We start from the raw sequence: 24,920 nt of genomic DNA, 5'->3' as shown, positions 1-24,920 counted from the left end.
GCCCCACGGGGACTGGGTGAGTGGTCAGCGGGAGACGGCGGCCTGTGCGGGCACCGTGCCGAGGGTGGAGTGCAGCGCGTAGCGGGCGCCGCCCCACGCGACGAAGAGCAGCGGCGCGAGCGCCAGGCCGAGCCCCACGGCGGGCCGCGCCGCGACGACGGACCCGAGCATCGCGAGGACGAGCAGCGCGGGCAGCGTGAGGTACCAGCGCCGGACGCCCGCGAACAGCGACGCCCGCAGCAGGTCGCCCAGCCGCGCCGTCGGGTGGTCGGCGAGCGACGCGGTGGCGACGAGCGACGCCACGAGCGTCAGGACGATCAGCGTGACGAACACCGGGATGGCGACCGCGCCGACGGCGTGGCCCCACACGGCGCGCACGTCCACGGCGAGCACGACGACCAGCGCGGTGCTCAGCGCCCCGAGCGCGACGGACCGGCGCCAGTGCTGCCGGTAGCCGCGCCAGAACGTCCGCACGACCTGCGCGGAGCCGTCCGCCGTGATCGCGCGGAACACGCCGAACGCGGCGACGAGAGCGGGCGTGCAGAACGGCGCCAGGAGGGCGAGGGCGGGCCACGACGCCGTCGGGTCCGTCGTCATGGCGAGCACGACGAGGGGCAGGCACGCGACGACGACGAGGAGGTTCGTCGCGAGCCCCGCGTACACGGTGCTGAAGACGAGCTCGTACGTCTCGTGCGAGACGAGGCGGCGCCGCGGCGCGTGCGCAGAGGTGGCCATCGGGATCAGCCCTTCAGACCGGTCGACGCGACGCCCTCGACGAAGTAGCGCTGGCCGAGGAGGAAGATGATCGCGATCGGCAGGACGGACAGGACCGAGCCGGTCATGATCAGCGCGTGCTCGGCGTTGTACTGGCCGATGAAGGACTTGAGCCCGAGCTGGACGGTCCACAGGTCGGGGCTGCGCAGGTAGATGAGCGGCCCGAGGTAGTCGTTCCACGTGTTGACGAACGTCAGCAGCGTGAGGCTCGCGATCGCGGGGACGGACAGCGGCATCATGATGCGCCGCCAGATGCCGTACTCGCTGAGGCCGTCGATGCGCGCGGCCTCGCTGAGCTCCTCGGGGATCGTCTCGAAGTACTGCTTCATGAGGAACACGCCGAACGCGCCGAAGGCCTGCAGCGCGATGATCGCCCAGAGCGTGTTCGACAGCCCGGCGTCGGACAGCATGATGAACTGCGGGATCATGTAGGACTGCCACGGCACGGCGATGGTGCCGATGTAGAGCAGGAAGAGCACGTCGCGCCCGCGGAAGCGCATCTTGGAGAACCCGTAGGCCGCGAAGCTGCCGGTGAGCACCTGGAGCACGGTCACGGTGACGGACAGGATGAGCGTGTTCTTGAGCCACGACGTCATGTTCGACCGCGACCAGATGTCGAGGTAGTTCTGCCAGACGACCGGGTCGGGGACCCACTGGATCGGGATCGTGAACACCTGGTTGTTGTTCTTCAGGGACGAGATGACCATCCAGAAGAACGGCAGGAGGATCGCGGCGGCGGCGACGGCCATCGCGACGTACCCGGCGGTCCGGCCCGCGACGGAGGTCGCGCGGCCGCGGCGTGCCCGGGGCTCCGGGGTGAGCGCGACCGGGGCGGCGGCGGGGGTGGGGGTGTCGAGCGTGGCCATCACGCCTCCCTCCTCTTGTTGACGAGGAACTGGACGATGGTGACCGAGATGCAGATGAAGAACAGCACGACCGCGACGGACGACGCGTAGCCGAACTGGTTCTCCACGAAGCCCTTCTGGTAGATGTACTGGCTCAGCACGAGGGTCGACTGCCCGGGGCCACCGTTGGTCATGACGAGGATCAGGTCGAAGATCTTGAAGCTGCCGATCGTGAGCATCACGGTGACGAAGAACATCGTCGGGCGCAGGCCGGGGAGCGTGACGTTCCAGAACCGCTGCCACGCGTTGGCGCCGTCCATGCGGGCCGCCTCGTAGAGCTGGGCGGGCACCGTCTGCAGGCCCGCGAGGAGCAGCAGCATGTAGTAGCCCATCTCGCGCCACACGCTCACGAGGATCACGGCAGGCATGGCCCACGTGCTCGACGTCGTCCACCCGGGCGGGTTGTCGACGCCGACCGCGCGCAGGAGCTGGTTGATCGGCCCGAACTCGGGGCTGAAGAGCATGTTCCACACGACGGCGATCGCGACGATCGACGTGATGTACGGGAAGAACGCGACGGTGCGGAAGAACGCGACACCGCGCAGCTTGCGGTTGAGCAGGAGCGCCAGGCTCAGGGACGCCACGAGCGTGAGCGGGATGTGGATCGCCGCGTAGTAGAGCGTGTTGAGCAGCGCCGTGTGGAAGCTCGCGTCACCGACGAGGCGCTCGAAGTTGTCGAGGCCGATCCACTGCGCCGCGCCGAACACGTTCCAGCTCGTGAACGAGATGTAGAACAGCACGATCACGGGGATGAGCGTGAGCAGGGCGAAGCCGATGAAGTTCGGCAGGATGAAGCTCCACCCGACGAGGGTGTTGCGCAGCTTCAGGCGGCTTCCGGCGCGGCGGCGGCTCGTCGGCGGTCGGGACGGCGTGGCCGGCCCGTCCGTCCCGGGCTGCGACCGCTCGTCGGCGGCGATGGTCGACATCGTGGGGACTCCTGTGTCTGGAAGATCGTGGTGTGCCGGCCCGCCCGGGGCGCCGCGGTCAGCGGTCGCGGCGCCCCGGGCGGGTGCGGCGGAGGAACCGGGAGGCGTCAGCCGATGCCGGCCTCGGAGGAGGCGCGGCTCTCGGCCTCGGGGATCGCGTCGGCGATCGGGGTGGACCCGGACATCACGGCGGTGTGCAGGTCGTTGAGGATGTTCTGCACGGCGGCGGTGCTCGGCGCGACCGGGTTCTCCGGCTTGGTCTCGTGCGTCGAGAACGCGAACTTCGACAGGTCGTCCGTCGGGACGCCCTCGAGGCCGAAGAAGGTGTCGACCACGGTGTCGGAGAAGAGCGCCGGCGTGATGCCGATCTCGGCCAGCGCGGCGGCGCCGCCCTCGCCCGCGGCGAACGCGAGGAAGTCCTTCGCGGCCTGGACCTTGTTCTCGTCGATCGCCGGGTTGATGCCGAGGCCGGTCGGGTCACCGAACGTCACGGGCGTCGCGTCGGTGCCGGTCGTGGACTCGTCGACCTGCGGGATCGGGGCCATGCCCCAGGCGAACTCGTCCGCCTCGCCGTTCTCCTGCTGCGCGATGAGGGTCGCGGCGTACCACGTGCCCATCGGCATCATCGCGGCCTGCTGCGTGCCGAACTGCGCCTGGTAGGTGAGCGAGTTCGTCGTGACGGTGCCGAACGTCGGCTGGGCGCCGGCGTCCTGCAGCTCGATCGCGCGCTCGTAGTACGGCTCGAGGAACGAGTAGTCGGCGCTGTCGAGGGACGCGCCGTCGCTCTGCGCGAGGGCGAAGCCCTGCACGGTCGACTGCCACGAGTGCTGGTACGTGCCCGTCGCCGTCGAGCCGGAGCCCTGGAACGCCGTCGTCAGGTCCGTCGCGGCCTGCGTGTAGTCGTCCCACGTCCACGAGCCGTCGGGCTGCTCGACGCCCGCCTGGTCGAAGAGCTCCTGGTTGTAGTAGAGGATCCACGAGTCCTGGCGGTAGGGCACCGCGTAGGTCGCGCCGTCGGCCTCGTAGGCGTCCACGCCGCTGGTGTCGCCGTCGAGCTCGCCCGCGACGTCGGACACGTCGAGCAGCTGCTGACCCGACTGGTACGTGTAGAAGTTCTTGAGGTTCTTCAGCACGTAGATGTCGGGAGCGGTGCCCGCGGCGAGGTCCGCCGTCATCTGCGTGTCGTAGTCGTTGCCGGCCGCGTACTCCTTGACGTCGACCGTGATGTCGGGGTTCTCCTCGTGGAACGCGTCCGCGATGGTCTGGAACTCCGGCGTGGACGCCAGGCTCCAGCCCGCGAGGCTCAGGGTCACGGGGCCGTCGGCCGTGGCGTCGCCACCGGACTCGCCGGAACCTCCGCCGCATGCCGTGAGGGTGAGGGCGACCACGGCGGCCGTGCCGATCGCGATCGGTGTCGTGCGCTTCATTCCTTGCTCTCCTTCGAGTTCGGCGGCCCGACGTCGGGCCTGGTCCTCGCGCCGGTGGGGGTCGGCGGTCGGGATGGGTCAGGGCAGGTCGGTGAGCGTGCGTTCCCCGTCCGGCCAGTGCACGTGGGCAGTGCGTCCTGCCGACGTGATCTCGGGCGCCTGGACCGTGCGGCGCGGCGCCGAGGGGTAGGTGTCGCGGGCAGGGCCCGCGAGGGTGAGGAGCACCGCGTGCCAGCGGCCGGGCTCGACCGGGAGGTCGGCCACGTCGGCCGCGGACGCGTGCCCGAGCGGTGAGGCGTCGGTGCGGTGCTCGCGCGTGACGGGCGCACCGGGCGCGGTGAGCGGGACGAGCGAGGCGGTGAGCCCGTCGCCGTCGACGACCGGCCAGCCGCCCACGCGCAGGCGGACGGTCGAGGCGTCCACGTCCTCCGCGAGCTCGTCGACGCGCACGAGCCGCACCTCCCACGGGCCGCGCACGAGCGAGACGACCGTGAGGGTGCCGGCGTCGGTCGCGACGCCGGGCAGGCCGTGGCCGTGGTCGCGGCCCCCGGTCTCGGCGTCGAGCCAGTGCGCGCGCACGACGGAGCCGGAGACGCCGACGGGAACCTGGCCGGGCTTCTCGTCGACGATCGTCTCGAGGGCGTGCCAGCCCGTGCGGTGCGTGGCCCGGCCGTCGGCGTCGACGAGCGTGACGCTCTGGTCGACGGGGGACGTGCGGCTCGCGAGGTCGGACCAGGGCGCGGTCGCGGTCGAGTACCCGAGGCGCGCGTAGAGCGGGGAGTCGCCGATGCGGTCGCCCTCGAGGGCGTGGTCCGTGCCGTGGTTGACGATCCGCACGAGGCCGTCGGCGCGCGTGCCGCTGACGACCCAGCCGGGGGCGGCGACGGCCCGCAGCACGTCCCCGCGCTCGACGGGCAGCGGCTCCTCGGTCGCCGTCCACGCGGGGTGGTCGGCAGGCAGCGCGAGCCCGATCAGGCCCTTGCTCGCCCAGTACGGGGAGCCCGGGCCGGTGTACGACTGCGAGATCGGCAGCCACTCGTGGTGCCAGCCCTGCGTGAGCAGGCCGCGCTCGTCGGGCGCGCCGTGCTCGACGAAGTGGGACACGACGCCGGACGCGGCGCGGCGCAGCAGACCGGGGGAGTGGGACGGGACCTCGGCGATCGCGCCGACCCAGAACGGGGCCGCGGCCGCGAAGCGGTACGTGAGCGAGCGCCCCTGCAGGAGCGGCGAGCCGTCGGCCCCGACGAGGGCGAGCGCGTCGTCGAGGTAGCGGTCGAGCAGCTGCACGTCGCGCTCGCGGCGCGGGGCCGCGAGGTCCTGCGCACCCCGCATGCGCGCCCACAGCGTGGGGTACAGGTGCAGCGCCCAGCCGGCGTAGTGGTCGTAGGAGCGCTCGGCGCCGTCCGCGAGCCAGCCGTCGGGGCGCTCGAAGGAGTCGTGCGTCGCGAGGTCCGCGGCCATCTCGTCGAGCGAGTGCGGCCCGCCGACCGAGCGCAGGAACGTCTGCACGACGAGGCGGAACCACACCCAGTTGATGCGCGGGTAGGTGTCGTCGCCGACGGCCTCCGCGAGGTAGTCGACGAGCTGCTCCTGGACGAGCGGAGACAGCCCGTCCCAGATCCACTCTCGCGTGAGGTCGAGGACGAGGGCCAGCGACGCCGCCTCGACCTTGGCCTGGGCGTGCTCCGACAGGCGCAGCCAGCGGTCCTCGGCGTGCGGGTCCGAGCCGGCGGCGAGGCCCTGCGCGTACCACTCGGCGTAGCCGTGCGGGTCGGCGCCGCGCTCGCCCGCGAGGCGGAAGCCGGCGAGCAGGAACGTCCGGGCGAACCCCTCGAGCCCGTCGACCGCGCGGCCGTAGCCACCCTCCGGCCCGGGCAGCGTGATGCGGGCGTGGCCGGGAGACGCGAAGGGGAGGGCGGACGCGAGCAGGTGGTCGCCGAAGGCCGCCCACCGCGCACGGTCCCACCCGGTGAGGGGGCTCGTGGCGAGGGACGCGGTCGGCTGCGACCGGGTGCTCTCGTACGTCATCGTGTCCTCCGTCGTGGCGGCGCGCCTTCGTGCGGCCTGCGGTGCATGTCCGGTGATCCCCATCACGTGAGGTGATCGCTCACCGAACACTTCCGCAGTCAAACGTTCAAGAACGGACGCTGTCAAGCGCGTAGCCCTTCTGTTATGATCGCTTCTGATCGATAGGGACAGAACGGTCACCACCTCGACGGAGAGAGATGCCCACCCACTTCATCGGCCCGCTCGGCGCCGCCTTCGGCCTGTCGGCCGCGGCCCCGCCGGAGCGGCGAGCCACCCTCGCCCAGCTCCTCGTCGACCCCGCACGAGCACTGCCCGTCGCGCCCGCGTCGGACCGTGCGGTCTGGACACCCGGCTGGGGCACGGCGCCCGGAGGGGTCGACGCCGAGACCGTCGCCGCGGTCCTGCTGCGCGCCGAGAAGGAGCGCGGGACGGCGTGGCCGCTGCCTCTCGCGAGCACGGCCGCGCGCCTGCACCGCGACGGCAACCGCACCGCGCACGAGGAGCTCGTCCTCGGCCGCCAGCGCCGCCTGTCGCGCGCCGTGGTCGCGGCGGCCGTCACGCTCGAGGACGCGTGGGTCGACGAGGTCGCCGACGGGATCTGGGCGGTGTGCGAGCAGAGCACGTGGTGCTGGCCCGCGCACGACGACGCGTTCGCGACCCGCGGCTGGGTGCTGCCCGACCGCGCACGTCCGTTCCTCGACCTCGGGGCCGGCGAGGTCGCGGGCCAGCTCGCGTGGGCCGACCACCTCCTCGGCGACGCGCTCGACGCGCGGTACCCCGGGCTGCGGGCGCGCGTCCGGGGGGAGGTGCGCGAGCGCGTGATCGACCCGTTCCTCGCCCGGCGCGACTGGCACTGGATCGGCCTCGACGGCGACGTGCACAACTGGAACCCCTGGATCCACGGCAACGTGCTCCTCGCCGCGCTGCGCCTGCTCGACGACCCCGCTGACGCGGACCTGCGCGCGCACGTCGTGGACCTCGTGGTCGAGGGGCTCGACCGCTACGTCGCGGTGCTGCCCGCCGACGGCGCGATCGACGAGGGCTACGAGTACTGGTGGAACGGCGCGTGCCGCGCGATCGAGGCGCTCGACGTCCTCGCCCACGCGACGGACGGGGCGCTCGACGCGCTCGACCCGGCGACGCCGGTAGCGGCGCTGCGCGCGACGGTCGCCTTCCCGCACCGCATGCACCTGGGCGGCGACTGGTACCTCGACCTCGCCGACGGCCGCGCGCTGCCCCCCGCGGACCAGCCGTGGCACGCGCTGCACCGCGCCGCGCGCCGCGCCGGGGACGAGGACGCGCGCCGGCACGCGGCGTCGTACCGTGTGCCGGGCGAGCCCGTCGCGGACGAGGACTACGGTCTCGGCCGGCTGCTGCGCGCGGTGACGGACGCCGACTGGCTCGCGGCCGGGCCCGGCGAGGCCCCGCTGCCGCGCGACGTCCGGCTGCCCTCGACGCAGGTCCTGCTCGCGCGCGAGCACGCGGGCAGCCCGCGCGGCCTGACGCTCGCGATCAAGGGCGGGCACAACGGCGAGCACCACAACCACAACGACGTCGGCTCGTTCGTCGTGGCGTCCGACGGCGTGCCGGTGCTCGTCGACGCCGGTCGCCCGACGTACACCGCACAGACGTTCGGCCCCGACCGGTACGCGATCTGGACCATGCAGAGCTCGTGGCACAACGTGCCCGAGATCGCGGGCACCCCGCAGGGCGTCGGCGCCGCGTTCGCGGCGCGCGAGGTCGTCCCCGGGGACGGCGAGCTGACGCTCGACCTCGCGGGCGCCTATCCCGTGGACGGGCTGGCCGCGTGGCGCCGCACCGCACGCCTCGAGCGTGCTGCGGGCCACGACGAGGAGCGCGATCGGCGAGCCCGCGGCCGGGCCAGCGTGACGGTCCACGACGCGTGGGACCTCGGCGCGGCCGCTCCTGCCGCGGCGGTCGTGCACCTCGTGGTCGCCGGTGACGTCACGACGTCGCCGGGCCTGCTGCGCGTGGTCCCGCTCGGGGGTGCGACGCCCGTCGTCGTGCGCTGGCCCGAGGACGTCCCGGTCGACGTGACCGTCCGGACGCTGGACGACCCGATGCTGTCGGAGGTGTGGGGCGAGACCCTGACGCGCCTGACGCTCGACGTGACGGACCGGACCGACCTGACTCTCGTCGTCGAGCAGGACGACACCATCGACGACGATGCCATCACCCAGGAGGGGGCCCTGTGACCACGGAGGAGATGCAGCGGGCGCCGCTCGCTGCCGAGCGGCGCGCGCACCTGCTCGCGTCGCTCGAGCGCGACGGCGTCGTGCGCGTCGCGGACCTGACGGACGAGCTCGGCGTGACGGCCGTGACCGTGCGCCGCGACATCGCCCAGCTCGAGCGGGAGGGTCTGCTCGCGCGCGTGCACGGCGGTGCCGTGCCCGTCGACGGCCGCGAGAGCGGCACCGAGCGCACGCCGACCGCCACGATCGGCGTGCTCGTGCCGTCGCTCGACTACTACTGGCCGGGCGTCGTGCGCGGCATGGAGGCCGAGGCCCGCAAGCACGGTCTGCGCGTCGTGCTCCGCGGGTCGTCGTACGAGGTGGCGGACGAGCGCCCGACGATCGAGCGGCTCGTCGAGGGTGAGGACCTGCGAGGGCTGATCCTCGCGCCGCGCACGGACAGCCCGCACGCGCAGGAGCTCGTCCAGTGGCTCGCGCGCACGGACGTCCCGTCGGTGCTGGTCGAGCGCGAGGCGGCGCTCGCGCCGCACCGCGAGGCGCTCGAGTCGGTCGTGTCCGACCACGCGCTCGGCGCGCTCATGGCCGTGCACCACCTCGCCGACCTCGGCCACCGCCGGGTGGGCCTCGTGCTCTCGCGCCAGTCGCCGACGTCGCGCAAGATCGCGGCCGGCTGGCGTGCGGCGTGCGGCGACCTGGGGCTGTCGTCGGAGGAGCACTTCGAGCGGCTCGCGCCGGACCGGCACAAGCCCGAGTTCACGAAGGCGATCGCGGAGGTCGTGGACACCGCGGTGGCGTCGGGCACGACGGCACTGCTCGCCCACTCCGACCCCGAGGCGTTCGCCATCGTGCAGAGTGCTCAGGACCGCGGGATGTCCGTCCCGGGCGACCTGTCCGTCGTCGCGTACGACGACGAGGTCGCCGGGCTGTTCAGCCCCGCGCTCACGGCCGTACGCCCGCCGCGGGCCGCGGTGGGGCACGCGGCGGTGGACCTGCTCGCGAAGCGTCTGGCCGACCCGACGCGACCCGTGCACCGCGTCGCGATCAGCCCGAAGCTCGTGGTGCGGGAGTCGACGGGGCGGGTGACCGCGGCGCGCGCCTGATCGTCCGGGCGCGGTCCTCGCGTCGACCGGTCGGCGTGTGCCAGGGTCGTGCCCGTGCCTGAACTCCTCGCCGAGCCCGACCGCCCGTCACTGCCGACCCTCCCGGTCCTCGCCGGTTTCCACCCCGACCCGTCCGTCGTGCGGGTCGGAGACCTGTACTACCTCGCGTGCTCGAGCTTCGAGTACGCGCCGGGGGTGCCGATCTTCCGCTCGCCCGACCTCGTCGCGTGGGAGCTCGTCGGCCACGCGTTCGACCGGCCCTCCCAGCTCGCGCTCGCGCAGGCCGGGCCGTCGGGCGGGATCTACGCCCCGACGCTGCGCCACCACGACGGGCGCTTCTGGCTCGTCACGACCAACGTGAACGACGGCCCCGGGCACCTGCTCGTCTCGGCGACAGAACCCGCCGGCCCGTGGTCCGACCCGGTGCGCATCGACGCGGGCGGGATCGACCCGGACCTCGCGTGGGACGACGACGGCACGTGCTACCTCACGTGGTCCGACGGCGGGATCGTCCAGGCGGAGCTCGACCCGACGACCGGCGAGCTGCTCTCCGCGCCGCGCACCGTGTGGCAGGGGACCGGCGGCCAGCACCCGGAGGGACCGCACCTGTACCGGGTCGGGTCGTGGTGGTACCTGCTCATCGCCGAGGGCGGCACGGGGCACGGCCACGCCGTCACGGTCGCGCGCGGCTCCTCGCCGAGCGGGCCGTTCGAGCCGTGCCCGGACAACCCGGTGCTCACCGCCCGCGGGACGCGCAGCCCGGTGCAGAACACGGGGCACGCCGACCTCGTGCAGCGCCCCGACGGGTCGTGGGCCGCGGTCTTCCTCGGCGTGCGTCCCGACGGGAGGTTCCCCGGGTGGCACGTGCTCGGCCGCGAGACGTTCGCGGCCGAGGTCTCCTGGGCCGACGGCTGGCCCCGCGTGGACCGTGCGCTGCAGCCGGACGCCACGCCGGCAGTCGAGAGCACCCTGGGGGACGTGCGCCTCCCGCGGGACTGGGTCGCTGCGAGCGTGTTCCCCGGCGACGTGCTCACGTGGTCCGACGGCGCGTGGCGGCTCGTGCCGCGCACGCCCGAGGACCGGTCGTTCGTGGGCCGCCGCCAGGAGCACCGGGTGTCGGGCGCCCGCGCGCGCGTGGACGCCTCCGAGGGTGTCGGCGGGCTCGAGCTGCGCGTCGACCCGGACCACGCCGTGACGCTCGAGGTCACGGGCGACGTCGTGCGCGTCGTCGTGCGGATCGGGCCGGCGGTGTCCGTCCTCGCCGAGGCGGTCGTGCCCGCGGGCGCGGAGCTCGAGCTGCGCACGCAGGCCTCGACCGAGCACGAGTACAGCCACCGGCGCGGGCCGGACGAGGTCGTCGCGGTGCTGCACGGCCCGGAGGGACCGCGCGAGCTCGCGCGCGTGGACGGGCGGTACCTGTCGACCGAGGTCGCGGGTGGCTTCACCGGGCGGATGGTCGGGCTCGTGTGCGCGAGCGGTCGGGTCACGGTCGAGGCGTTCGCGTACACCGGCAGCGCGGAGGCGCCGCCGCGGCCCTGAGACGGCCGACGACTGCGCTCGTCGACTGCGCTCGTCAACTGCGCTCGTCAACTGCGCTCGTCAACTGTGCTCGTCGACTGCACGTCCTGCGGAGACGGCTCACCCCCCGTACCGGATCGGTACGGGGGGTGAGCCGCATCGGACGTGGTCCGCGCGGGGCCGGGGACCCCGGCCCCGCGCGGGAGTGGTGCAGTGTGGTGACGATCAGCAGGTGGGCGCCGCGTGGGCGACCTCCTCGACGCTCTCGCGGTCGTCGCCGTCCGTGGTGCGGGCGGTGACGGTCACGGTGCCCTCGGCGGGCGCCGTGCGGACGGCGAACGTCTGGTAGGCGTTCTTGCCGGGCGCGACGGCCGCGAAGGTCTTCGCCCCGTAGGCCGTGGCGACCTCGACGTCGAGGGGGGCCTCGTCGTCGTTGGTCACGCGGACCGCGAGGTACGGCTTGCCGGCGAGGCAGCGCGTCTCGACGACGGCGGTCGTCGCGACGCCCTGCTCGGCCTCGTCGCCCGCGATCCCGACCCAGGACAGGACCGGGGCCTCGGTGCCGCCGTCGTTCGCCACGGTGTACGACACGACGGTCTCCTCGGTGAGCGTGAACTCACCGGAGAGCACCTCGGAGCGGCCCGAGCTGCCGTTGGGGAACGCGACCTTGCCCACGGGAACGGTGACGGCCTGGCCGTCCGAGCCCGTCCAGGAGACCGAGGTCTGCATGTTGCGCGCCTTGCCGCTGCCGACGTTCCACCACTCGGTGTGGCCCGAGGAGACGGTGTACGTGCCCGCCGGGAGCGTGAACCGGTAGACGAGCGGCGTCGAGGCCCCGGCCGTGTACCAGCCGGTCTCGCGCATCTTGTCGTACGGCGTCTGGCCCAGGAGGCCCTTCGCGGAGTAGTTCGCGGCCCGGCCCCAGCCGGCGGCGTCGGACCAGAGCGCGTCCGGCTCGGCGTTGCGCAGCGTGCCGCCCTGCGCCTCGACGAAGCCCTTGACGGCGGGGAACGCGGTGGCCGCCGGGACGGCGGGCGCGTTCGCGTCGACGAGGTACTGCAGGCCGTCGGGGACGACCTCGACCTGCGCCGTGACGGCGAGCGCCTCGTTGCCCGTGAACGTCCCCGTGAGGCTCACGAGGGCGTACGGGGTGTCGAACGCGCCCGCGGGCACGAACCACTCGACGGGGGCGTCGATCGTCGTGCCGGCCTGCGACGTCGCGCGGACCGTCTCCGGGAGATCGGGGACGTCGCCCACCGAGGTGGCGAGGCGCGCGACAGGCTCGGCCACGGTGACCGGGGTGGTCTCCGGGTCGGTGACGACCGGCGGCGCGCCGCCGACGAGCACGTCGACGCCGTCGAGCGTGAACGTGCCGCTGCGCACGGTGACCGTCACGGTGTGCGGCGTCGAGCCGTCGAGCCCGCGCTGCCAGTACGACGTCTGGCGGTCGCCGGTCGAGCCGACGTTCACCGTCCGCACGGGCTGGTCGTCGACCGCGACGTCGAGCGTCGCGGCGCCGCTGGCGCCGAACAGGTTGAACCCGGTGCCGTCCACCTCGAACACCGCCGAGCGGCCCGTGGCGAGCACGTGCTGCGTGCGGTTGAGGTGCGCATAGCCGGCCTGCGTGTAGGCGAACCCGCCGGGGTAGGAGATGCGCGAGTCGGCGTCGTCGATCTTGACGGACTCCCAGGCCTGGCCCTCGATCGGGGTGACGGCGAGGTCGTCGTACTGCGTGTTGTAGTACCCGCTGACGATCGAGATGCGTCCGGTGAGCACCGGGTTGGTGCTCGCGTCGACGTACCGCGCGAGCGGGGCGTCGTCGAGCGTGACGGTGATGACGTTGTCGCGCGCCTCGACGGAGAGCGAGTGCCACGCGTCGGCGTCGAACCCGGCGATCGTGCCGGACGAGACCGCGGCGCCGAGCTTGCGGAGCTGCCACGTGCCGTCGGCGTAGACGCGGGCGGTGTAGGTCGCGAGGTCCTCGCCCGTCGGGACGTGCTGGCGCACGCCGAGCCCGGCGTAGTTCGGCAGGCTCGCGTCGCGCACCTGCGTGTCCAGCTTGAAGTCGACCGAGGACGTGTAGTTCGCCCACGAGTGGTCGCCCAGCACGGTGGCCGGGGGAGCCGTGGACGGCCGGTTCTGCGCGTGGCTGCCCCACACGTCCCACGTGTAGCCGCGGTTCTCGGCGTGGATCTTCTGCACCATGACGTTGCCGCGCTCGCCGTCACCCTCGACGACCTCGAACGCGCCGTTCTGGTCGGCCGTGTACCGCGGCGAGCCGCCGCGGCGCTCGACGTAGCCCATCTCGACGCCGTGGACGTCGGCCGTCGGGTAGCCCTCGTACTCGTAGTCGTCGGTGTAGGGGAGCTCGAGCGCGGTGTCCTGCGCGGGCGAGGCGTAGTCGGCGCGGTCGTAGGCCGCGGTCGTGCCGTGCACGCCCTGGGGCAGCGTCGACAGCGTCTGGATCGAGTACGGGGCGATCTCGACCTGGTAGACGGCGTACTCGACACCGTCCGTGGTCTCGGTGCGCACGGGCTCGACGTAGCCGGTCGGCCGCAGCCAGTTGGCGTCGTACTCCTCGCCGGCGTCCGGGCCGCGCGTCTCCCACACGGTGAGCGGGCGCGGCTCGCCGAGGTTGGCGACCTTCACCTCGAAGTGGCGCGCGGTCTTCGTGTTGTTCGCGTGCACCTGCGTGAAGTCGGGCTCGCCGCCGTCCGCGGCGGGCGTGCGCAGCGTCATGTACGTGCGGGTCGAGGTGTCGACGTTCGTGCCGCCGTCACCCTTGGTCCCGTCGCCGTACGTGGCGCCCTCGACGTACTCCCAGCCCGACTCGGCGAACTGGTGGAAGTGGCGCACGAGCGCGACGCCGACGCCGCCCTCGTAGTAGCCGGACCACGGGTCCGACGCGCGGATGAGGTGCTTGGGCGAGTACTGCGTGCCCTCGTACATCGCGCTCACCGCGGGCTGGAAGAGGAACGACGTCATGTGCGCCGGGTTGTCGCCCGCGCCGCTCCAACGGTAGGCGTTGATGAACCGGTCCGCGATGTCGACGGCGCCGACGGTGCCACCGATACCGCCGCGCGCCGGCTCGGCGTTGATGCGGTACTCCGGGTCGATCATCGGGGCGACGCCCTCGGAGTACAGCACCTCCATGCCGAACTCCTTGTTGAGGCGCGTGAGGTTCGGACCGCCGGCGATGTCGTAGTGGTAGCCGATCGCGTCGACCTGCTCGAGCGCCGCCGGGCTCGCGAGGATCGCCGCGGCGACCGGCTCGACGTTGCGGTACGTGTCGAGCGCGACGATCTTGATGTCGCCGTAGTCGTAGCGCGCGTCCTCGGCCTCGGCGTCCTCCTCGAGGCGCTCTGCGAAGTCCACCACCCACGCGAGCTCCGGCGCGATCGACGGCAGGTGGAAGCTGCCGCCCACCTCGTTCTGCGAGGGGGACATGTAGTCGAACTCGACGCCGTACGTGTCGTACGCGGCGTCGATCGTCTCCTTGTACCACTGGTAGCGCAGATCGGGGTCCGTCTTGGTCCACGACGGCTCGCCCCAGCGCAGCGCCTCGGTCTCGATGTCCGGGTTGATGGACAGCGCGTCGGCGATGAAGTGGAAGCCGGAGCCGCGCAGCACGTTCGCGGGCTCGTCGGCGCTGCGCTTCGTCGCGGGCTCGGTGCCCGACGACGTGTTGTTGTCCGCGCCGAGCTCGACCTTGATGTGCTTGAGCCCCGCACCCGTCTCCGGGTCGAAGATCAGGTGCATGATGCGCCAGTACGCCTCGGGGTTCTCCTCCTTGTAGTCCAGCAGGAGGTTGCCCGTGTTGTTGCACGAGACGGAGCCGAAGCCGCCGAACACGTTGAACGGCGTGCCGTCCTCGCGGCGCTCGACGTCCTCGCCGTCGACGAGGATCTGCGCCCAGTCGATCGACGGGTCGTCGAAGCGCAGCTCGGGCAGGTCGGCCGGGAGCGCGCTGGTGGTCGACGGCGCGGCCGGGGTGGGCGGGGCCGACGCCGCGGGCGTCGCGGCGACGAGGCCGGTGACCGACAGCGCGAGCGCCGTCGTCACGGCGGTCGCCGCGCGGGCGCGCCCGTTCGGCGCGCCGGGTGGGGCGTGGAGTCTCATGGTGTGCCTTCCTGTCGCCGGCACCGGCGACATGGTGCGGGGTGGTGGGGGAGGCTCAGCCGCAGCGCGCGGCGGAGGTCGTGAGGTCGTGCTCGGTCGTGACCGTGCGGCCGTCGACGTCGGCGCTCGCCGTCACGGTGACGGTCACCTCGTCGGTGCTCGCCTGCCGGGTCGGGAACGACTGGTAGGCGTTCTTCCCCGGCGCGACGTCGGCGACGGAGCGCGTGCCGAACGGCGTCGTGAGGGTGACGTCGACGGGGACGTCGTCGTCGTTCGTCGCACGGACCGCGACGTAGGCCTTGCCGGCGAGGCAGCGGACCTCGGCCTGGACGGCGACAGCGAGCTCCGGGTCGACCGGCTCCTCGCCGGGGACCGTGCCGGCCACGGAGAGCTCGCTGATCTTCAGGTAGGAGCCCGGGGTGTCGAACGTCAGGCGCAGCGCGTCGGACGTGACCGCGTCGAAGCCGACCGTCGTGAGGGTGCCGTTGGCGGAGGGCGCGACGGCGTTCGCGGTCGTCGGGCGCCACGCGCCGTCGGCGTCGCGGTACTCCACGCCGACGCCCGTGATCGTGCCCTCGGTGTTGGTGAGCCGCACGGCGTCCAGGCGCCACTGCTCGGCCGCGTCGACCGTGAACGTCACGCGGTCCTTCTTGCCCGTGCCGCCCGCCCACGTGGACCACGCGGTCGAGGGGTTGCCGTCGCACGCGAAGGACGCGGGCATGGTGCCGTACTCGGTCTGGTGGAAGGACGCGCTCACCGTCGTGCCGGGCTCGCGGCACACGTCGACCGGTCCGTCGACCTGGACGGTCGCGCTGACGTACCGTCCGGCGAGCGGGCCGTCCCCGGCCACGTGCCCGACGAGCGTGTGCGTGCCCCGGGTGGCGAACGCGGCGTCGAGGCTCGCGGTGCTCCAGTCGGCGGTGAGGTCGTCGTACCGCTCGCCGTCGACGGTGACGTCGAACGTCGGGTCGAAGGCGTCGCGGTCGTCGACGTGGGCGGAGAACTCGAGCGGGGTCACCGGCTCGAGCGGGTGGAACAGCGTCGTGTTCGTGGGGTCCCAGGCGCCGACGTTCTCGACGGTCACGCGACCGTCCTTCACCTGGATGGGTGCCCACACGTACCGCGAGCGCTCGCCCGCCGAGCCGTTGGCCTCGGTGATCCAGCGGTCGCCCATATACGCGAAGCGGCCGGCCTCCTGGTCGATCGCGATGACGAACGTCGGCTGGGAGTCGAAGCACTCGACCGGGTCGGCGGTCCCGACGCCCGTGCGCGCGGCGTCGCCGACGCACGGGTTGCCGAGCCGTTCCCACTGGCCCGTGGAGGGGTGGCGGTCGTTGTTGCCGACGACGGCCTCCGTGGGCGTGATCATCGAGCGTGACCGGTACGCGACGACCGGCGTGGAGGCCCAGCCGTCGGTGCCCGACGTGAGCATGTAGTACCAGCCGTCGTGCTTGAACACGCTCGACGCCTCGCGCGAGAAGTCCGGCAGCACGCGGTTCGAGAAGTCCTCGCCGAGCGTGGCGTCGCTGCCCGTCTCGAGCGGCCCGGTGTACTCGGCGTTGAGCCGCGACACGTACATCCACTTGTTCATCTCGGACGAGTAGACGGCGTAGGCGTCGTCGGCGACCGGGTCGACCGTGTGCTCGTCCGAGTCCTGGAAGATCGTCATGTCGCGCGAGTCGCCCTCGCGGCCCGCGTTCGGCACGCCCGGCGCCCAGTTCATCTTGGTCGTGTTGACGAGCTTGAACGGGCCCCACGGGGTGTCCGACGTCGCGAAGCCGATCTCGGCCCGCGAGTACCGGGACCCGACGTTCTGGTTCGCCGGGTCGCCGCCGCCGCGCACCCAGCTCACGAGGTCGGCGTTGTCGGCCAGCGGCCCGTCCGCGTGGTAGATGACGACGAACTTCTTCGTCTTCGCGTTCCAGAGCATCTTGGGACGCTCCATGATGTTGATGTTGCCGTTGAGGCGGTACGACGCGTTCGCGAGCGCGGCCTCGTCGTACGTCGCGGCGACGCCGGCGTCCTCGTCGGCCCACGTCTCGACGTAGGGCTCGACGAAGGCCTTGGCCGCGTCGATCTGCGCCTGCGTCGAGCCGGCCTCGGGCGCGGTCTTGTTCGCCACGGCCTGCAGGGCGTCGACCTTCGCGGGGTCGACCTCGACGGCCGTGCCCGCGGCGTTGACGCGCAGCGTGAAGTGCTGGTGGCTCGGCAGCACGCGGCCCATGTCGTGCCACGTGGTGAGGTCGGTCGACCAGTAGCCGCGCACGCCGTCCACGGGGCGCGTCGCGTGGGTCTTGTCCTCCCCGTACCAGAGGTGGACCTCCTGGTCGGTCGTCCCGTCACCCGTGATGTCGAGGCCGACCTCCTCCTCGTGGACGGTGACGACCGAGCCGCCGTGGGCCTTGATGGCGTTGCCGTCGGCATCGAGCCAGGCTGAGCCGTCCGGCGCGGGGACCGTGCCCGACGGCGCAGCGGCGGACAGTGCGGTCGGGGTCACCGTGGTCGCCGTCGCGGCGGTGGACGAGGTCGCCGGTACGGCGACGGCGGCGAGCGAGCCGCCGAGGACGAGGGCGGTCGCGGCGGCGAGGGTCGGTGCGAGGCGTCGACGACGACGCGGGGGTGCGGAGGTCGGGTGGTGCGAGCGGTGGGCGGGTCCGGCGGCAGCGTCGGGCACGAGGATCTCCTTCGATCATCCGCTCTGCCCGCGACGATCTCCCATGATCGTTTATGTTTGTTCACGAGCAGCAGCGTTCGTTCGTGTCCGAAAGTATGTTCTGCCTCACCGACCGTCAACCGAGTGGCGCGACCTGAACCGAAACGAACACGCGCCGGCGATCCGCGGACGTCAGGCTCGCGCCGCAGGTCGGTGCCACGAGCTGCCGTGCGAGCAGGCCGTCGAACCAGGAGCACCTGTCGGCTGCGCGCAACCGTCGTGCATCAGGCGGTACGCGGGTCGATGCCGTACTGGTAGGGGACGCCGAGGTGTTCGCGGAGGGTCGTGCCGTCGTAGTCCCTGGGGTACAGGCCGCGGTCCTGCAGGAGCGGGATGACCTCGTCGACGAACGTGTCGATGTCCGTCTCGTTGACGTCGGGGGATACCCAGAAGCCGTCCACGGCACCGGCCTCGAACCACTCCTGCAGGTGGTCCGCGACGTCGGCGGCCGACCCCACGGGGGTGGGGTGGTAGTCGATGACCCCGTGGGCGAGGATCTCGCGGACCGTCCAGCCCTGGTGCGCGACCTTCAGGGCGTGCGCCGCCCGCGGGTCGAACGGGCTGGCCTGTGCCGCGGCCAGCTGCGCGCGGGTCAGCGGCTCGTCGAGCCGACCGGCGTCGAGGGAGAGACCGAGCATGGCGCCCAGGTAGGGGACCCGGCTCGGGAAGGAGTCCTCGTTCAGGGCGATGCGGCGGTTCAGCGCGTCCCGGACGGAGGTGCCGAGAGCGGGCATGACGCCGGCGAAGTACTTGATCTCGTCGGGGTTGCGGCCGGCCTGGCGGGCGGCCTCGCGCGCTGCGTCTCGTTGGGCCCGGGCGTCGTCGACGGTGAAGGCGGCTCCGATGACTCCGCTGGCGTAGCGACCGGCGATGGTGAGGCCGTACTCGCCGCCGCCGGCGGAGAAGATGACGGGCTGCCCCTGCTCGGAGGGCGGGATGGGCAGCGGTCCGCGCGAGGCGACGTGCGTGCCCTGCAGGTTGACGGGACGGACCTTGTCCGTGTCGACGAAGACTCCGGTGTCGGGGTCCTTGACCCAGGCGTCCTCCTGCCAGCTGCCCCAGAGGGCCTGGACGATCTGCAGGGTCTCGTGGGCGCGCCCGTAGCGCTCGGGGCGCTCGGCGATGGTCCGGCCGAAGTTGGCGGCGGCCGAGGGGTCGCTCGTCGTGACGGCGTTCCACCCGGCCCGGCCGTGGCTCATGACGTCCAGGGCCTTGAACTGGCGGGCGATGTTGTAGGGCTCGTTGAAGGTCGTGGAGCCGGTGGCGACGAAGCCGATCCGCTCGGTGGCGTGGGCGATCACGGCGAGCGAGAGCATCGGGTCGAGAGTGGCTTGGGGCACCTCGCGATCGATCCCTCGGGTCATCGCAAGGTTGTCCGGCAGGAAGAGGAAGGCGAACTTGCCGCGTTCGGCCGCTCGGGCGTAGCGCACCTGGGCGTCGATGTCGGTGTAGTTGGCCGGGTCGACGCCGGGGGCGCGCCAGGACATGCCCTGGGATCCGTAGCCGGTTCCCAGGTGCATGCCGAGGATCATCGTGCGGTCTGTCATGGAGGTCCTTGTCGGAGGCGGAGATCGAGGGAGCGGTCACGCCGCGATGCGGCGGGCGGCGCGGTCGTAGATGACGAGCGGGGACTGCGCCACGTCGCGGTCGAGGGCGAGCACGCGCAGCAGGGTCAGGACGTGGTCGCCGGCGTCGACCTCGGCGAACCGGGTGACCGTGAGGGTCACCGGGGCGCCGGGCAGGACGAGTCCCCCGTGCGGGGTCGGCCGGGGGGCGATGCCCTCGAACCGGACGGTGGCGGGCCGCGACAGGAGCGGGACGGTGTCGGCGTGGTGCTCGCCCAGGACGCTGATCCCCCATCGCTCGGCGTGCTGCAGCAGGGGCCAGGTCGTCGACGTGCGTGCGAAGCTCAGGGACACCAGTGGTGGGTCGAGGGACACCGAGGTGAAGGAGCTCGCGAGCAGGCCGGCGACCTGGCCGTCGACCTCGGCGGTGACGAGCACGACCCCGGTGGGGAAGGCGGCGAGGGCATCTCGCATCTGGTGAGGGGTCGGAGTGCGCGGCCCGTCCGGGTCGTGCGCCTGCTCGTCACGAGGGCTCAGCTGCATGGCGACCTTTCGCGGTGATGAAGGGGGAGTCCTAGACGGTGCGTCCGGCCACGTCCGGGCGGTACGACGCCGCCAGGAGCTCTCGCAGACGCTCGGGGGGAAGGGGCGCGCCCTCGTCCTCGAGATAGTCCTTGCCGAAGGTCTCGAGGTCGGCGGCGTAGATCGCGGTGTACGCGCCGGACTCGGGCTCGAACCGCCAGGACTCGGCGAGGCGCCCGGCATCGACCGGCTCGAAGCCCAGCGTGCCGACCAGCTCCCAGACGGCGCGCTTGGCACCGGTGTCGTCACCCGCGACCGCGAGCCCGGACCGGTCGGGCGCACCTGCGGGCCGCGCGAGCGAGGGGATGTGGTGGGCGACGATGTTGTTGAACGCCTTGACGATCACGGCGCCCGGCAGGAGCGACCGCTCGTACTCGGCCGTGGTCGCGGCGCCCGAGTCGAGAACCTCGATCCGCCCGTCGCGCGACGGGTAGTAGTTGCCCGTCGAGAGCACGATCTTCCCGTCGAGCGCGTCGACCGGGAGGGCGTCGTAGGCCGACAGCGGGACGGCGAGGACGACGATGTCGCCCTTGCTCGCCGCCTCGGCGACCTCCCCCGCCCGAGCCCGCTCGCCGAGCTCGTCGACGAGGTCGGTCAGGGACTCCGGACCGCGGGAGTTCGCGATGGTCACCTCGTGGCCCGCGGCGACCGCGAGTCGCGCGATGCCGGCGCCGATCGCGCCGCTGCCGATGATTCCGACGTTCGTCATGTCGTTGTTCCTTTCGATGGTCACCGGACGCAGAGCCCGGCGGTGTCGTGGACGGCGACGTTCTCCGAGAGCGGGACGCGACCGACGCGGATGTCGCGCAGCGGGGAGTCGGCGACTGCCGACCCGAAGGCGATCCCGAAGAGCAACTTGAGGTCCGCCGGGACGTCCAGCACCGTGCGCACGGTCTGCGCGTACTGCGCGTGGACCGCCTGCGCGATGCCCTGATACCCGCGCGCGTGCAGCGACAGCAGGAAGTTCTGCGCGTACATGCCCAGGTCGCTCGCGGCCCGGACACCGTCGCCGAGGCGCGGGATGAACAGCATCACTACGTGCGGAGCGCCGTAGAACCGCAGGTTCTCCCGCACCACCTCGGTGCGGCCCTCGTGGTCCTCACGGGCGATGCCCCGGACCCCGTAGAGCCGGGCGGCCTGCTGCCGCGACCGCTCCACGTGGACGCCGTCGCCGTAGGTGTCGCTGAAGTCCGGCGTCCTCCGGCCCGCGTCGTGCGCGGCGACGAGCGCGGCGCTCAGCCGGTCTCGCGCAGCGCCGGAGACGACGTGCGCGATCCACGGCTGGGTGTTGCTGTGCGACGGTGCCCACCGGGCGTCCTCGAGGACCTCGCGGATGGCGTCGCCCGGCATGGGGTCGGGCAGGAACTCGCGGGCGGAACGTCGGGTCCGCATGACGTCGGTGAAGCTCGGCACAGGGCGTCCTCTCGGTGTCGGGTCCGCCCATCGTCCAACATTCACACGATGTGAATGTCAAGCCGGGACGTCTACGCCCCGCTGTGACGTGCGCCTCCGTCCTGTCCCCGCTACGACGCGGCCTGCTCTCCTCCCGCCGTGCGGTCCATCGCACTGATGTACCGCACGAGCGCATCACGGTTGTGCTCGAGGAGGGCGATGCGCTCGGACATCCGCTCACTCTCGCGCACCAGGAGCGCGCGCAGCTCGGGATCGGGGTTCGCGACGACGACACCCTGCGGCTGATCGAGGCACGGCAGCATGTCGCCGATGATGCGCGTCGGGATGCCGGAGTCGAGCAGCCCGCGCACCTTCACGACCCGGTCGACGAGGTACTCGTCATACTCGCGGTACCCGTTGTCGAGCCGTCGCGGCGCGATCAGGCCCTGCTCCTCGTAGTACCGCAGCATCCGCGGCGGGACTCCCGTCCGCTTCGCCAGCTCGCCGATGCGCATACCCCAGCTCCGATCCGTACGTTGACACCCCTGTCAAGGTTACTCCCCACGATGTCACCGCCGCCGACGCCGTCGAGCTCACCGACGACCAGGCACAGCGCCTGCACGCGCTCGAACCAGCGGCGGGCACCCGACACGACGAGGCCGACATGGCCTCGATCGACCGCTAGCAGCACCAGAATGGCGGGATGCTCAGCACCCGCCGCGCCCGTCATGAGCGCGTGTCCGCGTCGCTCGCCACTCGCGACGACGACGGGCTGGCGGCGCTCCTCCATGCCGCACCCGCCGACGCCGTGGGCGTGGGCGGTGGCTCCTCGGTGCTCGACGTCGACGGCGTCCCGGTGTTCGCCAAGCGCGTCCCGATCACCGACCGCGAGCTGGCCCACCCGCGGAGCACGGCCAACCTGTTCGACCTGCCGACCTCCTGCCAGTACGGCATGCACCGCCTCGCCGGACCGGGCTTCGGCGCGTGGCGCGAGCTGGCGGCGAACGAGATCGTCACCGAGGGCGTGCTCGCCGGTGAGTCGGGGTCCTTCGCCCTGCTGCATCACTGGCGCGTGCTCCCGGGTCGCCCGCCCGTTGCGACCGAGCACCAGGACCTCGAGGCGGTCGTCGCCCAGTTCGGCGGGGATCCTGCCGTGCGGACCCGGTTCGAGGAGCTGGGCCACGCGACCTCCAGCCTCGTGCTCTTCCTCGAGCACCTCCCGGATCGGCTGCCCGACTGGCTGGACGACCCGGCGGCCCGAGCCGAGCGGCTCGAGGAGCAGCTGTTCGAGGCCGTCGCGTTCCTGCGTCGCCGGGAGCTGCTGCACCTGGACGGTCACTTCGGCAACATGCGGGCCGACGACGAGCGGGTCTACCTCGTGGACTTCGGGCTCGCCACGTCGACGCGGTTCGACCTGTCCGACGCCGAGCAAGCCTTCGTCGCGCGCAACGTCGACCACGACGCCGACTACGCCGCGATGCGGCTCGTGAACTGGCTGGTCACGACGGCGTGCGGCGTGCCGATGCCGGCGAGTGGCGGTCCGGTGGCCCGCAACGCCTACGTCCGTCGGTGTGCGAGCGGAGACGTCCCGGCCGACGTGCCGGCGCCGGTGGCGGGCGTCCTCGCGCGGCACGCTCCCGCCGCGGCGCGGATGAACGACTTCTGCTGGCGTCTGGTCGGCGGTGACATCCACGCGCAGTACGGCGACGATCGGCCCTGAGGGACCGGCCGTCGCCGTGCTGCGTTGTGCGGAAGCTCAGCCCAGCGGGCCGTACAGCGGCGGAGCCGTGCGGGCCTGCGTCGCCTGCTCGAGCGCGTACGCCAGACCGAGCAGCGGACCCTCGTCGAAGTCCCGACCGAGCAGCTCGAGGTTCACGCCGGCGCCGGGGATGGCCTCGGTCGCGGACGCCTGACCCATCGGCACGGTCACGGCGGGCATCCCCGTGTTGGGGCTGAGCCGCAGGTTCGTGCCGATCGTGCCGTAGGGGTTGCCGCTCGGGTAGACGAGGGCGTCGAGCTCGAGCTCGTCGAGCATCCCGGTGACGAGCGTCTTGCCCTCGGCCAGCACCTTGGTGTGCGTACCCTCGGGGCCGGCCCACGCCTGGTACGTCTCCTCGGTGATCGCCCCGCGGGACACGTAGGTGCTGCGGCGCGACGGGACGTAGCGCCCCGAGTCGACGATCTGCGACAGCGTGCGGGCCTCGACCGCGGGGGAGAGGTGGTTCGCGACGTACGCGTCGAGGTCGTGCTTGAACTCGTTCGTCGAGCCGGAGCCCTCGCCGACGACGCTCGCGAAGCCGCGCGGCAGGCCGTCGGAGTACGACGTCGGCGGGGTGACCTCGACGACGGTCGCGCCGAGCGACTCGAGCGTCGCCCGGGTCTCGGCCCACAGGCGCACCGTGGTCGCGTTGGTGCCGATCATCGACGGGACGTACCCGATGCGGGCGCCGTCGAGCGCGTCGGCGTCGAGGTACTGCGTGTACGACGCCGGGACCTCGCCCTGCTGGCGCGACGTCACCGGGTCGGCCGGGTCGACGCCCACGACCGCGTCGAGCGCGACGGCCGCGTCGGTGACGCTGCGCGTCATCGGGCCACCCGTGTCCTGGCTCAGCGCGAGCGGGATGATGCCGTCGCGGGACGCGAGGCCGATCGTCGGGCGCACGCCGACGAGCTGGTTGTACGACGACGGCACGCGGATCGAGCCGCCCGTGTCGGTGCCGAACCCGATGCCGGCGAGGTTGGCCGAGATGGCTGCCCCGGTACCGCCGCTCGACCCGCCGGCGGTGCGGCTCGTCGAGTAGGGGCTCGCGACGTACGTCGCGGAGCCGGCCGCCTGGAAGGACGAGAACTGCGACTCGAAGCCGAACGCGAACTCGTCGAGGCTGGCCTTGGCGAGGAGCACGGCGCCGTCGGCGCGCAGGCCGTCGACCATCGCGGCGTCGGTCGCAGTCTGGTTGGCGTCCCAGCACCCGCAGCCGCCGGTCGTCGGCATGTCCTTCGTGTCGTAGTTGTCCTTCACCGCGACCGGCACGCCGAGCAGCATGCTCGTCATGCCCTGCGACGCGCGCACCGCGTCGGCCTGCTTCGCGGCGTCGAGCGCGACCGTGCTCGTCGTGACGATCGACGCGAGCGGGCGGCCGCCCTCGGACGTGTCGACGAGCGTGCGGTCGTACGCCGCGATGCGGTCGAGGTACTCCTGGGTGATCTCGACGGACGTCGTCACGCCCGCGTTCATCGCGGCCTGCATGTCCACGACGGACGCCTCGACGAGCTCGAACGGCCCGTCGTCGTAGACGATGCGCTGCGAGACGGCGGCGAGGTCGGCGACCGTGAGGGCGCCGTCCGCGTCGGTGTCGGCGAGCGCGACGTCCTTCCAGCCCTCGTCGTCGGCGGTCAGGCCGAGGTTCGCGGCGACGACCGCGAGGTCGTCCGCCGTCACCTGGAGGTCGCCCGTGAGGTCGAGCTCGGTGTAGTAGGGCGCGAGGAGCGTCCCGGACGCGCCGGGCGCTGCGGGTGCGCTCGTCGCGGTCGGCGCGGCGGCGAGGCCGACGACGAGGCCGGTGAGCGTCAGCGCGGCGACGCCCCCTGCCGCGCGGCGGTGCGTGAGGGTCACGGGTCGGTCCTTCCGGGGGTGGTGCGCGGAGACGGTCGTGGCGGT

17 protein-coding genes are annotated in these 24,920 nt (G+C 72.7%); 4 read left to right on the top strand and 13 right to left on the bottom strand.

Features of this window, described 5'->3' with window-relative positions:
• Positions 1–24 precede the first annotated feature (24 nt).
• The 5 genes from NFS20_RS07525 to NFS20_RS07505 all read right to left on the bottom strand — a co-directional run bounded on the left by NFS20_RS07525 (position 25) and on the right by NFS20_RS07505 (position 6,060).
• A complete protein-coding gene (locus NFS20_RS07525; protein WP_251151109.1) occupies positions 25–735 on the bottom strand; it encodes a DUF624 domain-containing protein in 711 nt (236 codons plus the stop codon).
• A 5-nt stretch (positions 736–740) separates the two neighbouring features.
• Complete coding sequence (locus tag NFS20_RS07520) at positions 741–1,640, bottom strand: carbohydrate ABC transporter permease (protein ID WP_454043801.1); 900 nt, start codon at positions 1,638–1,640, stop codon at positions 741–743.
• Positions 1,640–2,605 (bottom strand): carbohydrate ABC transporter permease, encoded by a 966-nt coding sequence (locus NFS20_RS07515; RefSeq protein WP_251151108.1) that lies wholly within the window; start codon positions 2,603–2,605, stop codon positions 1,640–1,642. The genes NFS20_RS07520 and NFS20_RS07515 overlap by 1 nt, the downstream gene beginning before the upstream one ends.
• A 107-nt stretch (positions 2,606–2,712) precedes the next feature.
• Positions 2,713–4,032, bottom strand: a complete 1,320-nt coding sequence (locus NFS20_RS07510; RefSeq protein WP_251151107.1) for an ABC transporter substrate-binding protein — start codon at positions 4,030–4,032, stop codon at positions 2,713–2,715.
• A gap of 78 nt (positions 4,033–4,110) precedes the next feature.
• On the bottom strand, positions 4,111–6,060 hold the full coding sequence (locus NFS20_RS07505; RefSeq protein ID WP_251151106.1) for a DUF2264 domain-containing protein: 1,950 nt from the start codon (positions 6,058–6,060) through the stop codon (positions 4,111–4,113).
• Between the two features lie 197 nt (positions 6,061–6,257).
• On the opposite strand from NFS20_RS07505, the gene NFS20_RS07500 reads away from it, so the two are divergent.
• From NFS20_RS07500 to NFS20_RS07490, 3 genes are read left to right on the top strand one after another with little or no spacing between them, the layout of a single operon-like run.
• Positions 6,258–8,276, top strand: a complete 2,019-nt coding sequence (locus NFS20_RS07500; RefSeq protein ID WP_251151105.1) for a heparinase II/III domain-containing protein — start codon at positions 6,258–6,260, stop codon at positions 8,274–8,276.
• Positions 8,273–9,373, top strand: coding sequence for a substrate-binding domain-containing protein (locus NFS20_RS07495; RefSeq protein ID WP_251151104.1), 1,101 nt, complete (start codon positions 8,273–8,275; stop codon positions 9,371–9,373). The genes NFS20_RS07500 and NFS20_RS07495 overlap by 4 nt, the downstream gene beginning before the upstream one ends.
• Before the next feature lie 54 nt (positions 9,374–9,427).
• Positions 9,428–10,912, top strand: a complete 1,485-nt coding sequence (locus NFS20_RS07490; RefSeq protein WP_251151103.1) for a glycoside hydrolase family 43 protein — start codon at positions 9,428–9,430, stop codon at positions 10,910–10,912.
• Between the two features lie 204 nt (positions 10,913–11,116).
• Here the strand turns inward: NFS20_RS07490 and NFS20_RS07485 are convergent, their stop codons facing one another.
• The 7 genes from NFS20_RS07485 to NFS20_RS07455 all read right to left on the bottom strand — a co-directional run bounded on the left by NFS20_RS07485 (position 11,117) and on the right by NFS20_RS07455 (position 21,777).
• A complete protein-coding gene (locus NFS20_RS07485) occupies positions 11,117–15,010 on the bottom strand; it encodes a hypothetical protein (protein ID WP_251151102.1) in 3,894 nt (1,297 codons plus the stop codon).
• 55 nt (positions 15,011–15,065) lie between these two features.
• A complete protein-coding gene (locus tag NFS20_RS07480) occupies positions 15,066–17,684 on the bottom strand; it encodes a discoidin domain-containing protein (protein ID WP_251151101.1) in 2,619 nt (872 codons plus the stop codon).
• 263 nt (positions 17,685–17,947) lie between these two features.
• The gene (locus tag NFS20_RS07475; RefSeq protein WP_251151100.1) at positions 17,948–19,270 is read right to left on the bottom strand and encodes an NtaA/DmoA family FMN-dependent monooxygenase; all 1,323 of its coding nucleotides are present in this window, start codon (positions 19,268–19,270) and stop codon (positions 17,948–17,950) included.
• Positions 19,271–19,306: 36 nt separating this feature from the next.
• A complete protein-coding gene (locus NFS20_RS07470; RefSeq protein WP_251151099.1) occupies positions 19,307–19,831 on the bottom strand; it encodes a flavin reductase family protein in 525 nt (174 codons plus the stop codon).
• 31 nt (positions 19,832–19,862) lie between these two features.
• Complete coding sequence (locus NFS20_RS07465; RefSeq protein ID WP_251151098.1) at positions 19,863–20,579, bottom strand: NADPH-dependent F420 reductase; 717 nt, start codon at positions 20,577–20,579, stop codon at positions 19,863–19,865.
• A 20-nt stretch (positions 20,580–20,599) separates the two neighbouring features.
• Positions 20,600–21,283: a nitroreductase gene (locus NFS20_RS07460; RefSeq protein WP_251151097.1), complete on the bottom strand. Its 684-nt coding sequence runs from the start codon at positions 21,281–21,283 to the stop codon at positions 20,600–20,602.
• Between the two features lie 110 nt (positions 21,284–21,393).
• Positions 21,394–21,777: a MerR family transcriptional regulator gene (locus tag NFS20_RS07455; protein ID WP_251151096.1), complete on the bottom strand. Its 384-nt coding sequence runs from the start codon at positions 21,775–21,777 to the stop codon at positions 21,394–21,396.
• Between the two features lie 188 nt (positions 21,778–21,965).
• Here NFS20_RS07455 and NFS20_RS07450 point away from each other — a divergent pair, with 188 nt between their 5' ends.
• On the top strand, positions 21,966–22,982 hold the full coding sequence (locus NFS20_RS07450; RefSeq protein ID WP_251151095.1) for a BUD32 family EKC/KEOPS complex subunit: 1,017 nt from the start codon (positions 21,966–21,968) through the stop codon (positions 22,980–22,982).
• A gap of 36 nt (positions 22,983–23,018) precedes the next feature.
• Here the strand turns inward: NFS20_RS07450 and NFS20_RS07445 are convergent, their stop codons facing one another.
• The gene (locus NFS20_RS07445; protein ID WP_251151094.1) at positions 23,019–24,875 is read right to left on the bottom strand and encodes an amidase family protein; all 1,857 of its coding nucleotides are present in this window, start codon (positions 24,873–24,875) and stop codon (positions 23,019–23,021) included.
• Positions 24,876–24,920: the final 45 nt, after the last annotated feature.

Origin of the sequence: Cellulosimicrobium sp. Marseille-Q4280 (genome assembly GCF_943181405.1) — a bacterium.
Classification (GTDB): Bacteria; Actinomycetota; Actinomycetes; order Actinomycetales; family Cellulomonadaceae; genus Cellulosimicrobium.
The sequence above is the reverse complement of the archived record's forward strand: the minus strand, read 5'-3'. Positions and strand labels throughout refer to the sequence as shown.

What these genes read in the sequence shown, in the direction of transcription:
- NFS20_RS07525 (WP_251151109.1), bottom strand. Translation starts at nt 735, where the DNA reads ATGGCCACCTCTGCGCACGCGCCGCGGCGCCGCCTCGTCTCGCACGAG.
- NFS20_RS07520 (WP_454043801.1), bottom strand. Translation starts at nt 1,640, where the DNA reads ATGGCCACGCTCGACACCCCCACCCCCGCCGCCGCCCCGGTCGCGCTC.
- NFS20_RS07515 (WP_251151108.1), bottom strand. Translation starts at nt 2,605, where the DNA reads ATGTCGACCATCGCCGCCGACGAGCGGTCGCAGCCCGGGACGGACGGG.
- NFS20_RS07510 (WP_251151107.1), bottom strand. Translation starts at nt 4,032, where the DNA reads ATGAAGCGCACGACACCGATCGCGATCGGCACGGCCGCCGTGGTCGCC.
- NFS20_RS07505 (WP_251151106.1), bottom strand. Translation starts at nt 6,060, where the DNA reads ATGACGTACGAGAGCACCCGGTCGCAGCCGACCGCGTCCCTCGCCACG.
- NFS20_RS07500 (WP_251151105.1), top strand. Translation starts at nt 6,258, where the DNA reads ATGCCCACCCACTTCATCGGCCCGCTCGGCGCCGCCTTCGGCCTGTCG.
- NFS20_RS07485 (WP_251151102.1), bottom strand. Translation starts at nt 15,010, where the DNA reads ATGAGACTCCACGCCCCACCCGGCGCGCCGAACGGGCGCGCCCGCGCG.
- NFS20_RS07475 (WP_251151100.1), bottom strand. Translation starts at nt 19,270, where the DNA reads ATGACAGACCGCACGATGATCCTCGGCATGCACCTGGGAACCGGCTAC.
- NFS20_RS07470 (WP_251151099.1), bottom strand. Translation starts at nt 19,831, where the DNA reads ATGCAGCTGAGCCCTCGTGACGAGCAGGCGCACGACCCGGACGGGCCG.
- NFS20_RS07465 (WP_251151098.1), bottom strand. Translation starts at nt 20,579, where the DNA reads ATGACGAACGTCGGAATCATCGGCAGCGGCGCGATCGGCGCCGGCATC.
- NFS20_RS07455 (WP_251151096.1), bottom strand. Translation starts at nt 21,777, where the DNA reads ATGCGCATCGGCGAGCTGGCGAAGCGGACGGGAGTCCCGCCGCGGATG.
- NFS20_RS07450 (WP_251151095.1), top strand. Translation starts at nt 21,966, where the DNA reads ATGCTCAGCACCCGCCGCGCCCGTCATGAGCGCGTGTCCGCGTCGCTC.